Below are 19018 nucleotides of genomic sequence, written 5' to 3'. Positions count from 1 at the left end.
GCGCTGATCCTGACAGGTCCCGCGTGGGGACGTCAGGGCTGTCCCACGACCTGGAACATCTGGATGAGGTTGCCGCAGGTGTCCTCGAACGTGGCGATGATGGCGGGCCCGAACTGGGTGGGCTCCTTCGTGAACACCACGCCGCGCGCCTTCAGGTTCTCATATTCCTCGTGGATGTTCGTCGACGTGAAGGCCGTGGCAGGGATGCCATCCGCGAAGATGGCCTTCTGGTATGCCGTCGCCGCCGGGTGCCCGTTGGGCTCCAGCAGCAGCTCCGTGCCGTTCGGGTCGTCCGGCGACACCACCGTCAGCCAGCGCGCTCCGCCCGCGGGCACGTCCACCTTCGTCACGAAGCCCAGCCTCTCCGTGTAGAACTTCTGGGCCTTGGCCTGGTCGTCGACGAACACGCTATTCATCGAGATTCGCATCGGTTCCTCCAAGAGGGGACAACGTCGTCGACGCGGTCCTCACGCGCGACGCTCAACCATTTCGTTGAGAATAGCGATGGGGTCGGGACAGTCAACCATCTGGTTGTGAATGGGGTCGTGCGTGAAGTGGGTCAGCTTCCTGACTCCTGGGCTCGAGCGCGGACCTCGGCGGCGAACAGCTCGGCGGCGGGGGCTCGGGGCGCACCCTTGCGCCAGAGGAGGGCGGCCAACTCGGAGCGCGGCGCCGGGGACAGCCGCTTGACGACCAGTCGCTCCACGTCGGCCAGGCGCGGCTCGGGCAGCACCGTGACGGCGAGCCCCGCGCGGACGATGGCGAGCACCGTGCCCACGGCGTTGGATTCGAGCGCGATGCGTGGGGACAGCCGCAGCGTGGCGAAGTACGCGTCCACGCGCGAGCGCACCCGCAGGCCCGGGGAGAGCAGGGCGAAGGGCTCGTCCGTGAGCTGCTTCACGCCCACCGTCTCCGCGCCCGCCAGCCCGTGGCCTCGCGCGACGACGAGCGCGAGCCGGCTGTCGAACACCGGCTCCGTGTCCAGGTCCGGCGCGCGCGCCGGTGCGTAGCCCAGCCCCACGTCCAGCTTTCCGTCCGTCAAGCGCCGCTCCATCCTGCGCACCACCAGCTCCTCCGCGCTGAGCGCGAGGCCGGGGTGCCGGCGCAGGACGGCGGCGAGCGCGGGGACAACCAGGCCTCGCATGCTGGGGGGATAGCCCACGCGCAGCGCGCCCGTGGCCAGCCCTCTCAGCGCACTCACCGCCATCCGTCCCGCGTCCACGTCCTCCAACGCGCGCGACGCGTAGCTGCGGAACAGCTCTCCGGCCTGCGTCAGGCGCACGCCCGCGCGGGAGCGCTCGAAGAGGGGCGTCTGTAGCTCCTCCTCCAGCTGGCGGATCTGCTGGGACAGCGTGGGCTGCGAGACGTGGACCCGCCGCGCGGCCCGGCCGAAGTGCAGCGTGTCCGCCACGGCGGTGAAGTAGCGCAGGTGTCGGAGCTCCATGAGGCCATCATAGATGGTGCCTATCGAAGCGATGCGAACAAACGAATGTACGAATCGAGCCCGGTCCGTAGAACTTCGGTGTCACCGGAAGGAAGGACCGCGAGATGAAGGCATCGGACCTGTTCGTCAAAGCGCTGGAGGCCGAGGGCGTGCGCTACGTCTTCGGGCTGCCCGGCGAGGAGAATCTGGACCTCTTGGAGTCGATGCGGGGCTCCAGCCTGAAGCTGGTGCTGACCCGCCACGAGCAGGCGGCCGGCTTCATGGCGGCCACGTGGGGGCGGCTGACCGGCAAGGCGGGCGTCACCCTGGCGACGCTGGGGCCGGGCGCCACCAACCTGGTCACGCCCGCCGCGTACGCGCAGCTGGGCGCCATGCCCATGGTGATGCTCACCGGGCAGAAGCCCATCAAGGCGAGCAAGCAGGGCCACTTCCAGATTGTCGACGTGGTGGGGATGATGCGCCCGCTCACCAAGCTGACGCGCACGCTCGTCTCCGCGGAGCACGTCCCGTCCGCCGTGCGCGAGGCCTTCCGCCGCGCGGAGGAGGAGCGCCCCGGCGCCACCCATCTGGAATTGCCCGAGGACGTCGCGCGCGAGGCCACCGAGGCGCCGTTGCTCGCGCCCAGCGCGTGGCGCAGGCCCGTGGCGGACGAGGGCTCCATCGCGCGGGCGGTGGAGACGATTGCCTCCGCGCGCCGGCCGCTGCTGATGGTGGGCGCGGGCGCGAACCGGAAGCTCACCTCGGAGATGCTGCGCGTCCTGGTGGACCGGGTGGGGATTCCCTTCTCGAGCACGCAGATGGGCAAGGGCGTCGTCGATGAGTCCCACCCGCTGTGGATGGGCACCGCCGCGCTGTCGGACGGAGACTTCGTCCACCGCGCCATCGAGATGTCCGACTGCATCATCAACGTGGGACACGACGTCATCGAGAAGCCGCCGTTCGTGATGCGCGACAGCAGCCGCGCCGTTGTCCACCTGAACTTCTCCTCGGCGGAGGTGGACCCGGTCTACTTCCCGAAGCTGGAGGTGACGGGGGACATCGCCAACGCCGTGTGGCGCATCGCGGAGGGGCTGGGACAGCGTGGAGCGAGCTGGGACTTCGCGCCGTTCGAGAAGGCCCGGGCGGGGCTGGAGGCGCAGCTGGCGCGAGGCGCGGCGGATGACCGCTTCCCCATCTACCCCGCGCGGCTGGTGGCGGAGGTGCGCCGCGCGCTGCCGGATGACGGCATCGTGTGCCTGGACAACGGCATGTACAAGCTGTGGTTCGCCCGGTACTACCGCACGCGGCGGCCGAACACGCTCCTGTTGGACAACGCGCTCGCGACGATGGGGGCGGGGCTGCCCTCGGCGATTGCCGCGAAGCTGGTGCATCCGCGCCGCAAGGTGGTGGCGGTCTGCGGTGACGGTGGGTTCATGATGAACTCGCAGGAGCTGGAGACGGCGGTGCGGCTGGGGCTGGACCTGACGGTGGTCGTCGTGCGTGACGACGGCTACGGGATGATTCGCTGGAAGCAGGGGGAGATGGGCCTGCCGGACTTCGGCATGGCGTTGGGCAACCCCGACTTCGTCCGCTACGCGGAGGCGTACGGCGCCAGGGGGCATCGGCCCACGAGCGCGTCGGAGTTCGGCGCGACCCTGTCACGCTGCCTGGAGTCGGGCGGCGTGCATGTCATCGACCTGCCCATCGACTACTCGGACAACACCCGCGCGCTCGGCGTCGGGGAGAAGGAAGGCGAGGTGCTCCATGTTGGCTGAACGCTACCCGTACTACGTGGCCAACCGGCCGCGCTGGCCGAACACGGACCTGCCCGTGGTGGACAAGTACTCGGGCGAGGTGGTGACGCGCGTCGCGCTCGCGGACGCGGCCGCGGTGGAGGAGGCCATCTCCGCGGCGGTGCGCGCGGCGGGGCCGATGCGGCGGCTGCCCGCGCATGCCCGACAGGCGGTGCTGGAGCACTGCGTGCGTCGCTTCCAGGCGCGCGCGGAGGAGCTGGCCCTGGTCCTCTGCATCGAGGCGGGCAAGCCCCTGCGCGACGCGCGCGGCGAGGTGCCGCGGCTCATCGAGACCTTCAAGGCCGCCGCCGAGGAGGCGGTGCGCGGAGGCGGCGAGGTGCTGAACCTAGAGGTGTCCGCGCGGGCCGAGGGTTATCGAGGCTTCACGCGTCGGGTGCCGGTGGGGCCCGTGTCGCTCATCACGCCATTCAACTTCCCGCTCAACCTGGTGGCGCACAAGGTCGCCCCCGCGATTGCCGCGGGCTGCCCGTTCATCCTGAAGCCGTCGGACCGCACGCCGGTGAGCGCGATGATTCTGGCGGAGGTGCTCGCGGAGACGGACCTGCCCGAGGGCGCGTTCTCCGTCGTGACGCCGACGCTGAAGGACATCGGTCCGCTCATCGAGGACGAGCGGCTGAAGCTCCTGTCGTTCACGGGCTCGGAGAAGGTGGGCTGGGAGCTCAAGGCGCGCGCGGGGCGCAAGAAGGTGGTGCTGGAGCTGGGCGGCAACGCGGCGTGCGTGGTGGACCGCGAGCCGGGCGCGCCGCTGGAGGCGGTGGCGGACCGCGTGGCGCTCGGGGCGTTCTTCCAGTCGGGGCAGAGCTGCATCTCGGTGCAGCGGGTGCTGGTGCATGCGTCGCACTACGACGCATTCAAGGCGCTCATCGTCGCGCGGGCGCGGGCGCTGCGCTCGGGGAACCCGCGAGACGAGGCGACGACGCTGGGGCCGATGATCGACGAGCCGGCGGCGAAGCGGCTCGAGGGGTGGATCCAGGACGCGGTGGAGCGGGGCGCCCGGGTGCTGACGGGCGGTGGACGCAAGGGGGCGCTGCTGGAGGCCACGGTGCTGGAGGGGGTGCCCGAGGACGCGCCGCTGAGCGCGGAGGAGGCGTTCGGTCCGGTGGTGCTCTTGCAGCCCTTCACGTCCTTCACGGAGGCGATGGCCCAGGTCAACGCGGGGCGGTACGGGCTCCAGGCAGGGCTCTTCACCAACGACCTCTCACGCGCGATGCACGCGTGGGACGAGCTGGAGGTGGGCGGCGTGGTGGTGGGGGACGTGCCGAGCTTCCGCGTGGACACCATGCCCTACGGCGGCGTGAAGGGCTCCGGCCTGGGGCGCGAGGGCGTGAAGTACGCCATCGAGGACATGACCGAGCTGCGGTTGCTGGTGCTGCGCCAGCGCGCGCCCCAGGAGGATTGAGGCGCGGCGCGAGCGTGGCCAAGATGCCCGGATGGACCAGGACGAGCGCGACCTCATCGAGCGAATCAAGATCGTCAAGAAGTCCATCCGGCGCTGGGACGACGGCAAGAAGGTCACCGACGCCGAGCGCGAGGTCATCGTCCAGCGCATCGCCGACTACCTGAAGGCCGGCGGTGCGCGGTACGTCAAGGTCATCGAGTGAGCCCGCGTCAGCGGATGATGGGGTAACCGGCGTGCGCGTGGTCGCTCACGCCGTCCGTCTTCACCTGCGCGGCGTTGTGCGTGTCCAGCCCGCCCGACACCCAGACCTGGTCGAAGTTGTCGCCGTTGGCCTTCTTGCCCCCGACCACGCGGTGCAGCCCCGCGCCCTCGAGCGCCTTGCCCACGTTCTCCGTCGAGTCGTTGAAGTCACCCATCACCACCAGCTCACGCGCCGGCGGCCCCTTGGCCTCCGCGCGCGCCACCTCCGCGAGGAACTGGAGCTGCTTCTCGCGCAGCCCCGCGCCTTCCTTCCCCGCGGCCAGGTGCACGTTGATGATGCTCTTCTCCTGGCCATCCGGCCCCACCACGCGCCGCGCGATGTCCAACGCCGTGTTCGCGTTCCCGCTGCGGTCCACGCCGATGTCCACCTCCTGGAACCCGGCGATGGTCGCGCCCGTCTCGCGGATGAGCTCCGCCTGCTCCTCGCGGTTCTTCGCCGTGCGGTACTCGGAGCCCGCGCCGTTGGCCAGATTCAGCGTCAGCCCCCCCGTGCCGTTCTGGAGGTCCGGCAGCTCGTCCGCGTGCACCGGCTTCGAGTACCCGCTCGGCCCCTCGTTCGCTCCCCCAGACAAGTCAGGCCGCGTGGGGCTGGGGCCAGGTGACGGAGACGGCGTGAAGGCGTCCTTCGCCCTGCGCCGAGCCCGACGACGCGCCCGCGCCATCCTTGGGCCGCGCCTCGTTGGCCGTGGAGGGGGCGGGCGGCTGCTGAACGACGCTCCGGGCCCAACGGCCCGCGACATTCCAGAGGCTCATCAGCATCTCCTCCGGCTTCAGGAAGCACACGGCCCGGGCCGTGGTTCCGCGTGGACAGCGTGGGGCCCGAGTCTCCCTCAACCCGGTCATCCCGGAAAGCCGCGCCAGGTCCAGGGGGAACCTCCCTCCAAAAAGGTCCTGGACCATCCCCGCTCGTACCGTTAGTAGGTTTGACCTCAAACATTAAGCCCGGGAGCACGGAGTCCCCGCGAGAGGGAGGCGCGGGACCGGGGCTCGCCGTGCGCCCCGACTCGAAAGGTCCCAGACATGGTGCGTTCCATCCCCTTGCCCTGGCTCTCCGCCGCGACTCCCGAAGCCCCCGTGGCGAGCGCCCCGCCGCCTCCGTTGCCCGTCCCGGTGCCGGAGGGCAGCGCGTGGGGCCTGGAGCTGTGGCAGTGGGCGGGGCTGGCGGTGCTGTTCGTGGGGGCGTGGCTGTTGGGACGGGCCCTCGAGTGGCTGGTGCTCAGGTTGGTGGACCGGGCCACCGCGATGACGAAGTCGGGCTGGGATGACCAGCTGGCGACGTCCGCGCGAGGCCCCACGCGCTACGTGCTGTTCGCGGTGCTGGTGGCCTCGGGGCTGTGGGCGCTGAAGCTGCCGCCGGTGGCGAAGCACGGCGTGGAGCTGGTGACGCGCTCGGTGGGCCTGGCGGCGGTGGCGTGGTTCCTCTTGCGCTTCGTGAAGCTCGCCGCGGGCTTCGTCGAGCAGACGGTGGTGCGCGAGGAGCAGGGCGGCAACGTGGGCCGGGCGCGCGGCCTGCGCACGCAGCTGGCGGTGCTGCGGCGGGTCATCGAGGTCGCCGTGGTGCTCATCGGCGCGTCGCTCATGCTGTTGCAGTTCGAGGCGGTGCGGAACGTGGGCGTGTCGCTGCTCGCCTCGGCGGGCATCGCCGGCCTGTTCATCGGCCTGGCGGCGCAGAAGTCCATCTCCACGCTGCTGGCCGGCATCCAGCTGTCCATCACCCAGCCCATCCGCATCGGCGACACCGTCATCGTGGAGAACGAGTGGGGGTGGGTGGAGGAGATCACCCTCACGTACGTGGTGGTGAAGGTGTGGGATTTGCGCCGGCTGGTGATTCCCATGGGCCACTTCCTGGAGAAGCCCTTCCAGAACTGGAGCAAGGTGTCTCCGGACATCATGGGCACCGCGGAGTTCTACGTGGACTTCCGCACGGACGTGCCCGCGGTCCGCGCCGAGCTGCGGCGCATCCTGGAGCAGGAGTCCAACGGGCTGTGGGACGGCAAGGTGGGAGGGCTGCAGGTGACGGACATGTCCGAGCGCACCATGAAGCTGCGCGCCCTGGTGAGCGCGGCGGACTCCGGCAAGGCGTTCGACCTGCGGTGCCTGGTGCGCGAGCGGCTGATGGCCTTCCTGCGCGAGCAGCCCTACGGCCTGCCCATGGTCCGCACCGAGGCCTGCCTCACCGAGCACGAGCCGTCCTCCCACAACGGCGCCCGGCCGGGCACGAATGTGGTGGCCGCGCTCCCCAGCGAGTGACTGGCCCGCACTCTACGGCCGTGCAGGTGGGGCCGTGGAGGCGCAACGCCCATACGGAGCGTCCATGTTGAATGGTGAATAGTTCACCCTGCGTCTCCGGGGTGGGGTAGGTTGTCCGCAATCGCGGATTAAGCGGAAAGTGCGGTTCCGTCTCCCGAGGGCGCGCGTGGCAGCAGTGCGCGCGCCATGTGGAGTCCACACGCGGAGGCCGTGCGATGCGGCTGGCCGCGGTGATCCGCGACGCACCACCCACCCAGCAAGGAGCGCTGCCCATGAAGCGGTTGATTCCGTTTGCCCTGATGTTGCTGAGCCCCACCGCGTCGTTCGCGGGGGCCGAGGACCGGGAGCTGTGGATTTCGTTGGGCGCCGACGCCATGGAGCCCGTGGCGGAGGCGTTCGCGAAGGAAGGCTGGAAGATGCCGCCTCCGTCGCTGACGAAGAAGGAGGTGTCGGTGATTGCGGTGCGCGAGTCGCAGCTGGAGCGCATCGCCCACGTCATGCACGAGAAGTTCAACCGGTGCGCGGGCTTCGTCACGTTCGAGACCCGGGACGAGGCGGAGAAGTCGCTGGTGCCCGAGCCGCTGGCGGCCACGCAGGAGCTGGTGACGTACACCATCGACAACGCCACCGCCGTCAACTGCATGATTGGCCGGCTGACCGAGCCCGGCGTGCGCTCCACCATCACCACGCTGTCGGGGTACACCACGCGCTACTACACGCACACGACGGGCGTGAACGCGGCGAACGCGCTGCGCACCCTCTGGGCGAACATCGCCGCGTCGCGCAGCGACATCACCGCGTCGCTGTTCACCCACGCGGCGTGGGCGCAGCCCTCCGTGGTCCTCACCATCCCGGGCTCCACGCTGGCCAGCGAGGTGGTGGTGGTGGGCGGCCACCTGGACTCCATCTCCTCGGGCTCCACGGCGCCCGGCGCGGATGACAACGCGTCCGGCATCGCGTCCTTCACGGAGGTCATCCGCGCCGCGGTGTCCTGCAACTACCGTCCGCTGCGCACGGTGAAGTTCATCGGCTACGCGGCCGAAGAGGTCGGCCTGCGCGGCTCGAAGGAGATCGCCGCCTGGCACAAGAACAACGGCATCAACGTGGTGGGCGTGCTCCAGTTGGACATGACCAACTACAAGCGCGCCGGCAACACCCATGACGTGGGCGTCGTCACGGACTACACCAACGCCGCGCAGAACACGTTCCTGCGCAACCTCATCGACACCTACGGTGGCGGCATCGTCCGCCGCGACACCACGTGTGGCTACGCGTGCTCGGACCACGCGTCGTGGACGGCCCAGGGCTTCGCCGCCTCCATCCCGCACGAGTCCACGGTCAGCTCGGGCAACCCCTACATCCACACGGTCAACGACACGATTGCCCAGTCGGGCAACAACGCCAACCACGCCCTGAAGTTCTCGCGCATCGCCGCGGGCTTCGTGGGTGAGCTGGCCAAGGGCACCACGAACTAGGCCGTCCGTCCTCCGCCGCGTCGGCTGTCCCGGGGCGCGGCGGAGGGCGTCGAATCGTCGTCCCCGTCGACAGGGGGCACTGTAGGCTCGCGCGCGCAGCTCGGACCGCGCAGTGCGAGGACCCATGGCCTACTCGTCGGAGATCAGCCGCACCCAGCCCGCCTGCATCCTGCTGCTCATCGACCAGTCGGGGTCGATGGACGACCCCTTCGGGGGACAGGGCGGCACGCGCAAGAAGGCCGAGGGTGTGGCGGACGTCACCAACCGCCTGTTGCAGAACCTGGTGGTGCGGTGCGCCCGCGAGGAGGGCATCCGGGACTACTTCCACCTGGGCGTGCTCGGGTATGGCGAGAAGGTCGCCCCGGCCTTCTCGGGCGCGCTCGCGGGGCGGGGGCTGGTGCCCATCAGCGAGGTGGGGCATGCGCCCGCGAGGCTGGAGGAGCGCACGCGCGAGCGCGAGGACGGGATGGGGGGCCTGGTGCGCGAGAAGGTCCGCTTCCCCATCTGGGTCGAGCCACACGCGCACGGTCCCACGCCCATGTGCGAGGTGCTCCTCAGGGCCCGCGAGCTGGTGACGGCCTGGAGGCGCGAGCACCCGGAGAGCTTCCCGCCCATCGTGGTGAACATCTCCGACGGCGAGCCCACGGATGGAGACCCCACGGAGGCCGCGGCGGCGCTCCGCTCGGTGCAGGGCGCGGACGGCGCGGTGCTGCTGCTCAACGTGCACCTGTCCTCGAACCCGGCCGTGCCCATCCAGTTCCCCGACTCGGAGACGAACCTGCCGGACGCGCACGCGCGCAGGCTCTTCGCGCTCTCCAGCCCGCTCACGCAAGGCATGCTCGCCGCGGCCAGGGACGAGGGCCACGCGGTGCGCGAGGGCGCGCGCGGCTTCGTCTTCAACGCGGACATCCTCTCGCTCATCAAGTTCCTGAACATCGGGACGCGGCCGAGCAACCTGCGTTGAGCATGCGAATCGGGCTCGAGGTGATGGGCGTCCAGAAGGACGGCAACGCGCCCTCGGAGAACGAGGACGCCGCGGCGCCCGAGCACTCCTGTGTCATCGAGGAGGACACGCTGCACGTGGCCGTCGCGGACGGGGCGACGGAGAGCCTCTTCTCCGGTCTGTGGGCGCGGCTGCTCGCGCGTGAGTACGCCCAGGGCCCGCTGCGGGCGCCCCCGGACCTGCTCCAGGCGCTGCCAGGACCGCAGCGCCGGTGGCTCGCGGAGGTCGAGGGGCGGGAGCTGCCCTGGTACGCCGAGGAGAAGCTCCGCGAGGGGGCCTTCGCCACGCTGCTGGGCGTGAGCCTCGCGGGGACGCCGGCGCGAGGGGACGGCGTCGTGGGCACGTGGTCCGCGCTGGCCGTGGGAGACTCCTGCCTGTTCCAGGTGCGCGACGAGCAGCTGGTGCGGAGCTTCCCCCTGGAGCTCGCGTCGTCGTTCGGCTCGCGTCCCTTCCTGGTGTCCACGCACGGCGCGCAGAACGCACGCGTCGTCGAGCAGGCGCGCGGGGCGACGGGCGAGGTGCGCGCGGGCGACACGCTGCTCCTGATGACGGATGCGCTGGCCCACTGGTTCCTGGGGGAGCATGAGCGGGGAGCGCGGCCCTGGCTGGCGTTGCCCGCCCGGGCTTCATTCGAGTCGTTCGTGGCGGGCCTGCGCGCGGCGCGGAGCATCCGCAATGACGACACCACGCTGATGCGCCTGTCGGTGGGGGCGTGACGTCATGGCCCTGCCTTCCGACAGCGACTATCAGGCCGCCCTCCAGCATCCGGGGCAGGCCTTCTCCGACGCTCGGCTGAAGGCGGGCGTCGTCGAGCAGGGGACGGGGGCGATGGCGGGGCTGCCCCGGCCCCGCGCGGGCAACTTCGCCACCACGTACAAGGTGACCTGCGGCGACCAGGTCTACGCCGTGCGCTGCTTCACGCGCCCGTATCCCCGGGACCAGGAGTCGCGCTACCTGGAGATCCGGCGGCAGTTGGAGCAGCGCTGGCTGCCATCGTCGGTGGGGGTCTGGTTCCAGCCTCGTGGCATCCACGTCCGTGGCCGTTGGCTGCCCATCGTCATGATGGAGTGGGTGCAGGGCGAGTCCCTGGAGCGCTACGTCGGCCGACACCTGCATGAGCCGCTGACGTTGTTCAGGCTCGCCGCGGAGTGGCTGGGGCTGCTGTCGGCCCTGCGTGACGCGGGCATCGCGCACGGCGATCTGCAGCACGGCAATGTGCTCGTCACGGAGCGGGGGCTGCGGCTCATCGATTACGACGGCATGTGTGTACCCGCGCTGGTCGGGCGCATGGGCCACGAGACGGGTCACCCGAACTACCAGCACCCCGGCCGCGACGCGGCGTTCTTCGACCTGCGGCTGGACCACTTCTCGGGCTGGGTGGTGTGGCTGTCGCTCGTGGCGCTCGCGCACGAGCCGTCGCTCTGGGAGCGCTTCCAGGGCGGGGATGACTGTCTGCTGTTGCGCCGCAGGGACTTCGTCGAGCCGGAGCGCTCCCCGCTGCTCCAGGCGCTGCGGACCTCGCCCCACGCGCGGGTGCGCGAGTACGTGGCCCCCGTGTTGTCGCGACTGCTGGCGATGCGCGCCGACGCGGTGCCCGAGGTGTCGCTGGACGTGTCGCCACCCAGGGCGGGCGAGGCGTCGCCGACGATGACCTGGCTGCGCGAGCTGTCGCGGTTCCTTCCCCTCGACAAGCCCGTGGTGCGGGAGTTCTCCCGTGAGGGCTCGCTGGAGCGCGGCATGGTCGGCGGGCTGCTGGTCTCCGCGGCGCTGGGCCTGGTGCCCGCCGTGGTGTTCTCGCCGTGGTGGCTGCTGGGCGCGGGGTTCGTCGGGAGCGTGGGCGCGGTGCGCAGTCGAGCGCTGTACCTGCGCGACTCATTGGCGCGAGAACGCCTCGCGTGGGAACGCCAGCGGACCGAGGCGGCCACGGCGCGCGCCCGGTTGGAGGAACAGCTGCGTCGGCTGACCCAGTCCCGTCCCGCCATCCTGCGCGAGTCCCAGGCCGTGCGCTCTCCGTTGCTCACGGAGCAGGACGCCCTGCACGCGTGGATGGAGGACGTGCGTCGACGCAACCTCGACGTGGACAGCTCCGAGCTGGAGCGCATCGAGGGCAGGCGGGCGCAGGTGGACCGTGAGGAGCTCAACGCTCGCAAGGACCTGGAGGTCGAACGTCGCCGCTGGGAGGACGACGCGGAGCTTCAACAATCGCTCTCAGCCCGCGCGCGCGACGAGGCGCTGCTGCGCTTCAAGCAGCGCATGGCTGCGCTCGAGGCCCGGTTCGACGAGCGCCGCGCCGCGCTGGAGGCGGAGGAGGACACCGCGGCGGCCCAGGCTCGGACCTCTGGTGTCCTCTCCAGGGCCTTCCGTGAGGCCATGTCCCGGGCCGCCACGCTCATCGAGCTGCTGCGGGCGCAGGAGAGTCCGCTCGTCGAGGTGGACCGCGCGCTCGCTCAGACGCGACATGACCTCGTCGTCGAGGGCTCGCGTGAGCTCGTCGCCGAATGCGCGCTCTCCGCCTACGGCTCCAGCCAGTTCTCCCATTTCCTCGGCTGGCTCTTTCAGGAGACTCCCGACAAACCGTGAAAAGTTGTATTGAGCAGGTCCATGACGACTCGCTCGAGCATCTTCTCTGCGGCCGTGGGGTGGGCAGTCCTCGTCGTGGGGGGCGGGTGCTCGGAGCTCATCGGCGCTGGCAGCGGCTCCATCTGGGTGGATGGCTCCAGCGCGGGCCCCGAGCGCATCATGTTCCAGGGCCTGGGCGGCTCGCTGGTGATGAACAACTTCATCCTCGGAGCCCTGACGGGAACGCTCTTCAACGTCACCTGCTCCAACAACATCGTCGCGGGCGCGCCGACGACGCACGCGGGCAATGGCAACAACACGGCGTGCCTGGACCTGCTCGCGAGGGCGAACCTGGTGTCCACGCAGCTTTCCGCGGCGGGCTTCAGGGACGCGGCGGCGAAGGACTTCCACCTGCTGGCGTCTTCGGCTGCGGTGGACAAGGGCGTGACGCTCACCGGCGTGGTGGACTTCGACTACGACGGCGCCCAGCGCCTGCCTCCCTACGACTACGGCGCGTATGTGGCGGCTGCGGGGATTCCGCGCGTCACGCCGCCGCCCCAGGTGGAGCGCTGATGCTTCGGTCTGGCGCGTTGGTGCTGGGCCTGCTCGTGGTGGGGACCGCTCAGGCGACGGACGCGGGGCCCACGCGTGCCTCGCTCCAGTCGGTCGTGGACTCGCTGGCGGCGGAGGCGGCGAGCCTGTCGCCGGGCTCGGACATCGCGTTGGCCGTGCGGGACTCGAGGACCGGCGAGTACGCCGGGTTCTCGGACACGGTGCCGCACATCTCCGCGAGCTCGGCCAAGGTGTTCTGGGTGGCCGCGGCGCTGAAGAAGGTGGAGGAGAAGAAGGTCGCCCCGCTGGCGGAGAAGGTCTTCCGCACCTCGGACAACGAGGCCTCGGGCGCCGTCATCGACCTGGTGGGTGGGCCGGACGCCATCAACGACTATCTGCGCTCGCTCGAGGTGAAGAACACCGCGCTGACGAAGTGGAACTACGGCAAGCCGCGCTGGGCCACCAACTCCCCGAAGGTGATGGGGAACGACAACTACCTCTGCGCGGCGGACGCGGTGGCCTTCCTCCATCGACTGGCGGCGGGCGAGCTGCTGAAGCCCCGGCCGACGTCGCGCCTGTTGAAGTGGCTGGAGCTGACGCCTCGCGAGGGCTGCGGTGGGTGGCTGGGCACGCGCCTGCCTGCGAAGGCCCGCGCGAGCTTGCGGCACAAGGCGGGGTGGCTGCCTCCGGGGTGCTGCTCGGACGACGCGCGCTACAACGTGCTCAACGAGGTGGGCGTGGTGCGGCTGCCGGACGGCGGGCACTACACGGTGGCCATCCTGGTGGCGCGCGGGCCGGACTGGCCACGTCAGGCGTTCTTCGTCGAGCGCGCGTCATGTGTGCTCTACCGCACGCTGTCGGGCGAGGCGTCGCTCGACTGCGGGGAGGCGCTGGCGAAGCAGGGCGGCCCCGCGCCGGTGGTCATCGAGGATGGGGGGACACCTCCCGACTACGACTGCTGACGACGGCGTGCCCCTGGGGCGTCGAGCCACGGTAGATTGCGGCCTGGACCCTCGCGGGAGGACGTCATGGGCTTCGGGTGCTGCCACTACCAGGAGGTGGGGGAGGGATGTGACTCCGCCTTCACCATGGAGTCCTCGCGCGTCACCTTCGGACGGGGCTGTCTGTCGGAGGTGGGGGACAGGGCGAGGGCGCTCGGGATGCGGCGCGTGGCGCTCTTCACCGACGCGGGGGTGGCGAGGCTGCCCATCTTCGGCACCGTGGTGGAGTCGCTGCGCGCGGCGGGGCTGGAGCTCGGCGTCTTCAAGGACGTGAGCATCGAGCCCACGGACCAGTCCTTCCTGGAGGCGATCCGCTTCGCCGCGGACCTGCGTCCGGATGGCTATGTCTCCCTGGGCGGTGGCTCCGTCATCGACACGTGCAAGGCGGCGAACCTCTTCGCCACCTGGCCGTCCGACTTCCTGACGTATGTGAATGCGCCAGTGGGCGAGGGCCGGCCGGTGCCCGGGCCGCTCAAGCCCCACCTCGCGTGTCCCACCACGTCCGGCACGGGCAGCGAGGTGACGGGCATCACCATCTTCGATTTGCGCTCGCTGGGCGCGAAGACGGGCATCGCGTCGAACGCGCTGCGGCCCACCGAGGCGCTGGTGGACCCGGACTGCACCGCCACGCTGCCGGGCGAGGTCGTGGCGGCCAGTGGACTGGATGTCCTGTCCCACGCGCTGGAGAGCTATACGGCCCGGGCCTATGTGCGCCGGCCCGCGCCCGCGCGTCCGACGCTGCGGCCGATGAGTCAGGGAGCGAATCCCTGGAGTGATTTGGGCTGCCGTGAGGCGCTGCGGTTGATGGGGCTGTATCTGGAGCGGGGTGTGGCGGACGCGACGGACCACGAGGCTCGAGAGCAGCTGATGTGGGCGGCGACGCTGGCGGGCATCGCGTTCGGCAACGCGGGCGTGCATGCGCCGCACGGCATGGCGTACGCGGTGGCGGGGCTGGTGCGGGACTTCCGTCCCACGGGCTATCCTCAGGAGGAGCCGCTGGTGCCGCACGGCATGGCGGTCATCCTCAACGCGCCGGCGGTGTTCCGCTACACGGCGGCCGAGAGCCCCGAGCGTCACCTGGAGGCGGCCACGTGGCTGGGCGCGGACGCGCGGGGCGCGGGGCCTGGGGACGCGGGCGAGGTGCTGGCGGACAAGCTCATCCGCATCATGCGCGCGGTGGGGATGCCGAACGGGCTGCGGGGCGTGGGGTACACGGAGGAGGACGTATCGGCGCTCGCGTCGGGGGCGCTGCCCCAGCAGCGCCTGCTCCAGAACGCGCCCCGTGAGATGACGCGGCCGGTGCTGGAAGGGCTCTTCCAGCAGGCCCTGGGGTACTGGTCGCCGTGATGCGAGGGATTGTGCCGTGAGTGACGTCGAGACCGCCGAGCGCTACACCTACTTCCTGCCCATCACCACGCGGTGGATGGACAATGATGTCTACGGTCACATCAACAACGTCACGTACTACAGCTACTTCGACACGGTGGCGAACCACTTCCTCATCCACGAGGGTGGGCTGGACATCCACGCGAGCCCCATCATCGGACTTGTGGTGGAGTCGAAGTGCCAGTACCGGGCGCCGCTCGCGTATCCCGACCGCCTCCGGGCGGGGCTGCGCGTCGACAAGCTGGGCACGCGCTCGGTGACGTATGGGATTGGCATCTTCAAGGAGGGCGAGGCGGAGGCCGCGGCGCACGGCCACTTCGTCCACGTGTTCGTGGACCGACAGACGCGCAGGTCCACGGCGATTCCCGAGCGATTGAGAGAAGCGCTTTCGCGGTTGGTCGCGCCCACCTAGGGAGGTGTCATGGCGTCGCTCTCGCAGTCAGGTCCCCCTGTCGCGCTCTTCCTGCCGCTCGCGGTGGCGTGGTTCGCGTTCGTGATGTGGGTCTTGTCGTGGGTGAGTGGCTGGCGCGGGCTCGCGCGGAACTTCGGCACGGACACGGGGGACAGGCCCGAGTCGATGCGGTGGTTGCGCTCGGCCCGGTTGGGGCGGGCCTCGTATGACTGCTGTCTCTGGGTGGGGGGAGACGAGCGCGGGCTCTTCCTGATGCCCGTCCTGCCACTTCGGTTGTCCCATTCCCCGCTGCGCATCCCCTGGTCGGAGATTCGAGCGTGGGAGCGCAAGAAGGTCCTGTTCTGGTGGAGCGACACGCTCCTCCTGGGACCGACGCACCTTCGGCTGAAGGTGCCCTCGTCCGCGATGGAGTCACTCACTCCCTACCTGGAGGGTGGCCGCGATGGACGCGTTCAGACTCGTCTTCGATGAGCAGCGGGAGCTGGTGGGGGAGGTGCCCCCGGTGACGTGCGGCCTGTGCGCGGCGCCGGCGAAGGGCCGGCTGCTCGAGGAGGGCGCGCTGGCGGGGAGCTTCGGGTGGGAGTGTGGCTGTGGCGCGCTGGGGATCCATGCGCCGCTGTATGACCTGGATGAGCTGTACGACGAGCTGCTGGCCGCGTGGGGGCTGGGGGTGGACTCTCCGGAGGCGGAGCCGCTGGCGCCGGTGGGCGCCTCGGGGTTCCTCTTCGCGACGTATGTCGATGGGCCGAAGCTGCTCCAGCAGCTCTTCAATCGGGCCAGGGCGGAGGGGGCACAGGTGGCGGCCACCGAGGTGCAGGTCGTCATCGAGACCCCCGGCTCCGCGGGGTTGGAGCTGACCTGGGATGTGCTCTGGGCGCGTGCTCCGCGCCGGGGCGAGTGAGGAGGGATTCAGATGCTGGAGTCACGAGACATGCTCCTGCTGGCGACGGGGGCCTTACCGGGCTGGCTGTTTCCTCCGTTGTTCGTCCTGGGCCTCGTGGGCATCTCGTTCTTCGCGTCGGTCAAGGGCGGCTGGTCCGGGCTCGCGAAGCGCTACCGGACGAGCGCGCCCCGGCCGGACCTGTTCATGAAGATGTCGACCGGGCGGATGGGCTGGACGCACTACAACCGCTGCCTGACGGTGGGCGCGAGTGAAGCGGGGCTCTATCTCGCGATGATGCCCAGCTTCACACCGTTCCATCCGCCGCTGCTCATCCCCTGGTCTGAAATCAAGGAGCGGCGGCGTGAGACCTCCCAGTTCCAGCGCGTCGAGACACTCGTCATCGGGCCCGACCGGACCGTGGTCCGAATCGAGGCCCTGGTGATGGATGGACTCGGCCGGTACCTGCCGCCCCAGCGTTCAATGACATGAACCCTTGAGGGCGCAGGCGTGGGTTGCTATTCCCCGCTTTGCCTGCCGATGCGCTGGCGGCCAAGAGTGGGGGCCTCATGAGAGCTGTAGGAATTGCCGCGCTGTTGTTATTGGCGAGTGGGTGTGCGTCGACGCGCGTTGTCCATCTCAGGACGGGACAGGGCGAAGTCATTACGTACGAACCCATCGAGTCAGCCCCTGTCGAGGTTGACGAGGACGCATTCAAACGCACGGTGACTCGGCTCGTCCTCGATATGCAACTGGACGTTGCCTTCCGAGAAGATGAACAGGACGACCACCGTGCTTTGTTGGCATCCTCGACAGGGCTTGTCGATGGCATACGGCCGCGGCCTTCTTCCTATGAGCGAATTTGTCAGCGGCAGGAGGAGCCATTGACCTGCATGAGCATGCTCGCCGGTGGATTGACGCTCGGTGCCATGGAGCGGAGGATGATGGCGCTCTACTTCGCCCTCGACACGGTGTGGGAGGGCGTTGAAGAGGCGATTCGCGGAATGGTGAACGCCGCTGCTCTGCGCGCCATGGTCACGACGATGATCGGGACAGCCCTCGTGATGCTGGTTGCCCCCGAGCCAGTGACAAAGCTGGTGGCGGTAGCCCTCACCGCATCCCTGATCGCCTATCTGGGGACTGGGCCTGTCTGGAACCTGGGGCAAGGGTTCCTGCGGCTCATGGATGAGTCTCGCGACGCGGTGACCGTCCAGGAACTCATGCGGGTTGGACATCGCTTCGGGAAATTGCTGGGAGACAATGGCGCCCGCGTCCTGGTGGTCGTTGCTCTCTCCGCGCTCGGTGGCAAGAGCGCCATGGCCTCTCAGGGACCCAGGATGCCGGGCTTCGCACACGCGGCAACTCGGGCACAGATGGAGGGGGGATTCCAGCTCGCGGGCGCCATGGCGGGCGAGGTCCAGGCCATCTCCATCACGTCGGCTGGGGTGTTGAGCGTGACGCTGGCGCCAACAGCGGTCGCAGCGGCCGCAACAGGGGCAGGAGCTGCGACGGGGACTGTTGGAGGCATCCGGGGAGACCCGGAGGGAAACGTGCATCACATCTGCACGGACAAGAACACGGTCTCGGATGCGAGCGGTGGGCCCTGGACGCCGCAGTTCGAACGAATATTCGCGCGAGCAGGGATGAAACTGAGCGACCCCGAGAATCTCGTTCGTATCAAGGGGCATCAGGGGCCCCATCCTCGTGAGTACCACGAAGAGGTTTTCAGGATGCTGGAGTTCGCAACACAAGGTTGTGGTAGGCCTGCTCAATGCCGGGTCGCGTTGAGTGAGGCGCTTGCCAAGATTGCCCGAGACCTCGTACGGGACGGGTCGAGGCTCCGAAGGCTCATTGCGAAAGGCGTGGAGGACTAGGTCGTGGAGCGACGATTCTTCAACCTGTCTGTCGACGTCTATGTGAAGGGGCGTTGGTATCTCTCGGATCCGACCGATGCAGAGGGGACGGAGATCGACGATATCTGGCTCTTCCGGAAAGGGGCGCGGGTCGAAGTCAATGAGCGGCTACGAGTCCCCCTCCACCGGCCCGGAATCCCCCTGGATATCGAATTCGCGGGGGCGGGGGGAACACCCGTCGTCAGTGAACGGGTGGCGTCTGTCTTTCGCGAATGGGCTCCTGCGGATGTTCAGCTCTTCCCCGTGGCAGTCGAGGGCGAGTCGGGTCCCTTCTTCGTGCTCAATGTGGCGCGGACGATTCGCTGTATCGATGATGCTGCCAGCGAAGAAGTTCAGTACCGCACCGCTGAGGAGTTTGCCGACCGGATTGGCGAATACTGGTCCGTTGCCGGCATGCGGATCCACAAGTCGCAGGTGGGGAACGCGCGTGTGTTCCGAACGTGGGGCTGGGGGCCCGCGCTCATTGTCGACGAGGACGTCAAAGACGCCCTGGAGGCAACCGGCATCTTGGGGGGGAAGTTCGAGGAAGTCTGAGTCACTGGGCCTGCCCCAGTCGCTAAACCCAATGCCGATCAGTTAAGGGGGAGAAGGATCATACTGCCGCGACCGCGTTCAAGGAGGAGGTCGCGTGGGAAGAGGTCCATTCGGGTACTTGCCCTCTGCGGATGAGGGTGCGTTCGACCGGCTGTG

The 19018-nt window shown here is 69.5% G+C and carries 21 protein-coding genes; 17 read left to right on the top strand and 4 right to left on the bottom strand.

Annotated elements, in window-relative coordinates:
* Window positions 1–32 precede the first annotated feature (32 nt).
* Together FL311_RS28145 and FL311_RS28140 are read right to left on the bottom strand one after the other, a co-directional pair.
* The gene (locus tag FL311_RS28145) at window positions 33–428 is read right to left on the bottom strand and encodes a VOC family protein (protein WP_141329786.1); all 396 of its coding nucleotides are present in this window, start codon (window positions 426–428) and stop codon (window positions 33–35) included.
* 131 nt (window positions 429–559) lie between these two features.
* Window positions 560–1444 (bottom strand): LysR substrate-binding domain-containing protein, encoded by an 885-nt coding sequence (locus FL311_RS28140; protein WP_141329784.1) that lies wholly within the window; start codon window positions 1442–1444, stop codon window positions 560–562.
* A gap of 104 nt (window positions 1445–1548) precedes the next feature.
* Between FL311_RS28140 and FL311_RS28135 the strand changes: the two genes are divergently transcribed.
* Genes FL311_RS28135 through FL311_RS28125 form a run of 3 tightly spaced genes read left to right on the top strand, consistent with a single transcriptional unit; the run spans window position 1549 to window position 4838 of the window.
* A complete protein-coding gene (locus FL311_RS28135) occupies window positions 1549–3198 on the top strand; it encodes an acetolactate synthase large subunit (protein WP_141329782.1) in 1650 nt (549 codons plus the stop codon).
* The gene (locus FL311_RS28130; RefSeq protein ID WP_141329780.1) at window positions 3188–4636 is read left to right on the top strand and encodes an aldehyde dehydrogenase family protein; all 1449 of its coding nucleotides are present in this window, start codon (window positions 3188–3190) and stop codon (window positions 4634–4636) included. Before FL311_RS28135 ends, FL311_RS28130 begins: the two co-directional genes overlap by 11 nt.
* A gap of 31 nt (window positions 4637–4667) precedes the next feature.
* Window positions 4668–4838: a hypothetical protein gene (locus FL311_RS28125; protein ID WP_153882706.1), complete on the top strand. Its 171-nt coding sequence runs from the start codon at window positions 4668–4670 to the stop codon at window positions 4836–4838.
* 7 nt (window positions 4839–4845) lie between these two features.
* Here the strand turns inward: FL311_RS28125 and FL311_RS28120 are convergent, their stop codons facing one another.
* Window positions 4846–5469 (bottom strand): endonuclease/exonuclease/phosphatase family protein, encoded by a 624-nt coding sequence (locus FL311_RS28120; protein ID WP_194869394.1) that lies wholly within the window; start codon window positions 5467–5469, stop codon window positions 4846–4848.
* Window position 5470: 1 nt separating this feature from the next.
* Window positions 5471–5650 (bottom strand): hypothetical protein, encoded by a 180-nt coding sequence (locus FL311_RS44275; RefSeq protein ID WP_194869393.1) that lies wholly within the window; start codon window positions 5648–5650, stop codon window positions 5471–5473.
* Window positions 5651–5917: 267 nt separating this feature from the next.
* Here FL311_RS44275 and FL311_RS28115 point away from each other — a divergent pair, with 267 nt between their 5' ends.
* The 14 genes from FL311_RS28115 (at window position 5918) to FL311_RS28050 (ending at window position 18862) form a co-directional block, all read left to right on the top strand.
* A complete protein-coding gene (locus FL311_RS28115) occupies window positions 5918–7147 on the top strand; it encodes a mechanosensitive ion channel family protein (protein WP_141329776.1) in 1230 nt (409 codons plus the stop codon).
* 272 nt (window positions 7148–7419) lie between these two features.
* On the top strand, window positions 7420–8622 hold the full coding sequence (locus FL311_RS28110; RefSeq protein ID WP_141329774.1) for a M20/M25/M40 family metallo-hydrolase: 1203 nt from the start codon (window positions 7420–7422) through the stop codon (window positions 8620–8622).
* A gap of 124 nt (window positions 8623–8746) precedes the next feature.
* Window positions 8747–9586 (top strand): vWA domain-containing protein, encoded by an 840-nt coding sequence (locus tag FL311_RS28105; RefSeq protein WP_141329772.1) that lies wholly within the window; start codon window positions 8747–8749, stop codon window positions 9584–9586.
* A 2-nt stretch (window positions 9587–9588) separates the two neighbouring features.
* Window positions 9589–10341, top strand: coding sequence for a protein phosphatase 2C domain-containing protein (locus FL311_RS28100; protein WP_141329770.1), 753 nt, complete (start codon window positions 9589–9591; stop codon window positions 10339–10341).
* 4 nt (window positions 10342–10345) lie between these two features.
* Entirely contained in the window at window positions 10346–12205 is a 1860-nt protein-coding gene (locus tag FL311_RS28095) for a hypothetical protein (RefSeq protein WP_141329768.1), read from the top strand.
* 21 nt (window positions 12206–12226) lie between these two features.
* Window positions 12227–12757 carry a choice-of-anchor Q domain-containing protein gene (locus FL311_RS28090; RefSeq protein ID WP_141329766.1) on the top strand — a complete coding sequence of 177 codons (531 nt, stop codon included), beginning with the start codon at window positions 12227–12229 and terminating at the stop codon, window positions 12755–12757.
* Window positions 12757–13698, top strand: a complete 942-nt coding sequence (locus FL311_RS28085) for a serine hydrolase (RefSeq protein ID WP_141329764.1) — start codon at window positions 12757–12759, stop codon at window positions 13696–13698. The genes FL311_RS28090 and FL311_RS28085 overlap by 1 nt, the downstream gene beginning before the upstream one ends.
* 66 nt (window positions 13699–13764) lie before the next feature.
* A complete protein-coding gene (locus tag FL311_RS28080) occupies window positions 13765–15084 on the top strand; it encodes a hydroxyacid-oxoacid transhydrogenase (protein WP_141329762.1) in 1320 nt (439 codons plus the stop codon).
* A 16-nt stretch (window positions 15085–15100) separates the two neighbouring features.
* Window positions 15101–15535, top strand: coding sequence for a thioesterase family protein (locus tag FL311_RS28075; protein ID WP_194869392.1), 435 nt, complete (start codon window positions 15101–15103; stop codon window positions 15533–15535).
* 9 nt (window positions 15536–15544) lie between these two features.
* Window positions 15545–16006 carry a hypothetical protein gene (locus FL311_RS28070; protein WP_141329760.1) on the top strand — a complete coding sequence of 154 codons (462 nt, stop codon included), beginning with the start codon at window positions 15545–15547 and terminating at the stop codon, window positions 16004–16006.
* Window positions 15978–16436, top strand: a complete 459-nt coding sequence (locus FL311_RS28065) for a hypothetical protein (protein WP_141329758.1) — start codon at window positions 15978–15980, stop codon at window positions 16434–16436. The genes FL311_RS28070 and FL311_RS28065 overlap by 29 nt, the downstream gene beginning before the upstream one ends.
* A gap of 12 nt (window positions 16437–16448) precedes the next feature.
* Window positions 16449–16907, top strand: a complete 459-nt coding sequence (locus FL311_RS28060; RefSeq protein ID WP_141329756.1) for a hypothetical protein — start codon at window positions 16449–16451, stop codon at window positions 16905–16907.
* A 77-nt stretch (window positions 16908–16984) separates the two neighbouring features.
* A complete protein-coding gene (locus tag FL311_RS28055) occupies window positions 16985–18289 on the top strand; it encodes an AHH domain-containing protein (protein WP_141329754.1) in 1305 nt (434 codons plus the stop codon).
* 3 nt (window positions 18290–18292) lie between these two features.
* Window positions 18293–18862 carry a DUF1629 domain-containing protein gene (locus FL311_RS28050; protein ID WP_141329752.1) on the top strand — a complete coding sequence of 190 codons (570 nt, stop codon included), beginning with the start codon at window positions 18293–18295 and terminating at the stop codon, window positions 18860–18862.
* Window positions 18863–19018: the final 156 nt, after the last annotated feature.

The sequence above is a fragment of the Myxococcus sp. AB025B genome (assembly GCF_006518215.1).
GTDB classification, from domain to species: domain Bacteria; phylum Myxococcota; class Myxococcia; order Myxococcales; family Myxococcaceae; genus Myxococcus; species Myxococcus fulvus.
The sequence above is the reverse complement of the archived record's forward strand: the minus strand, read 5'-3'. Positions and strand labels throughout refer to the sequence as shown.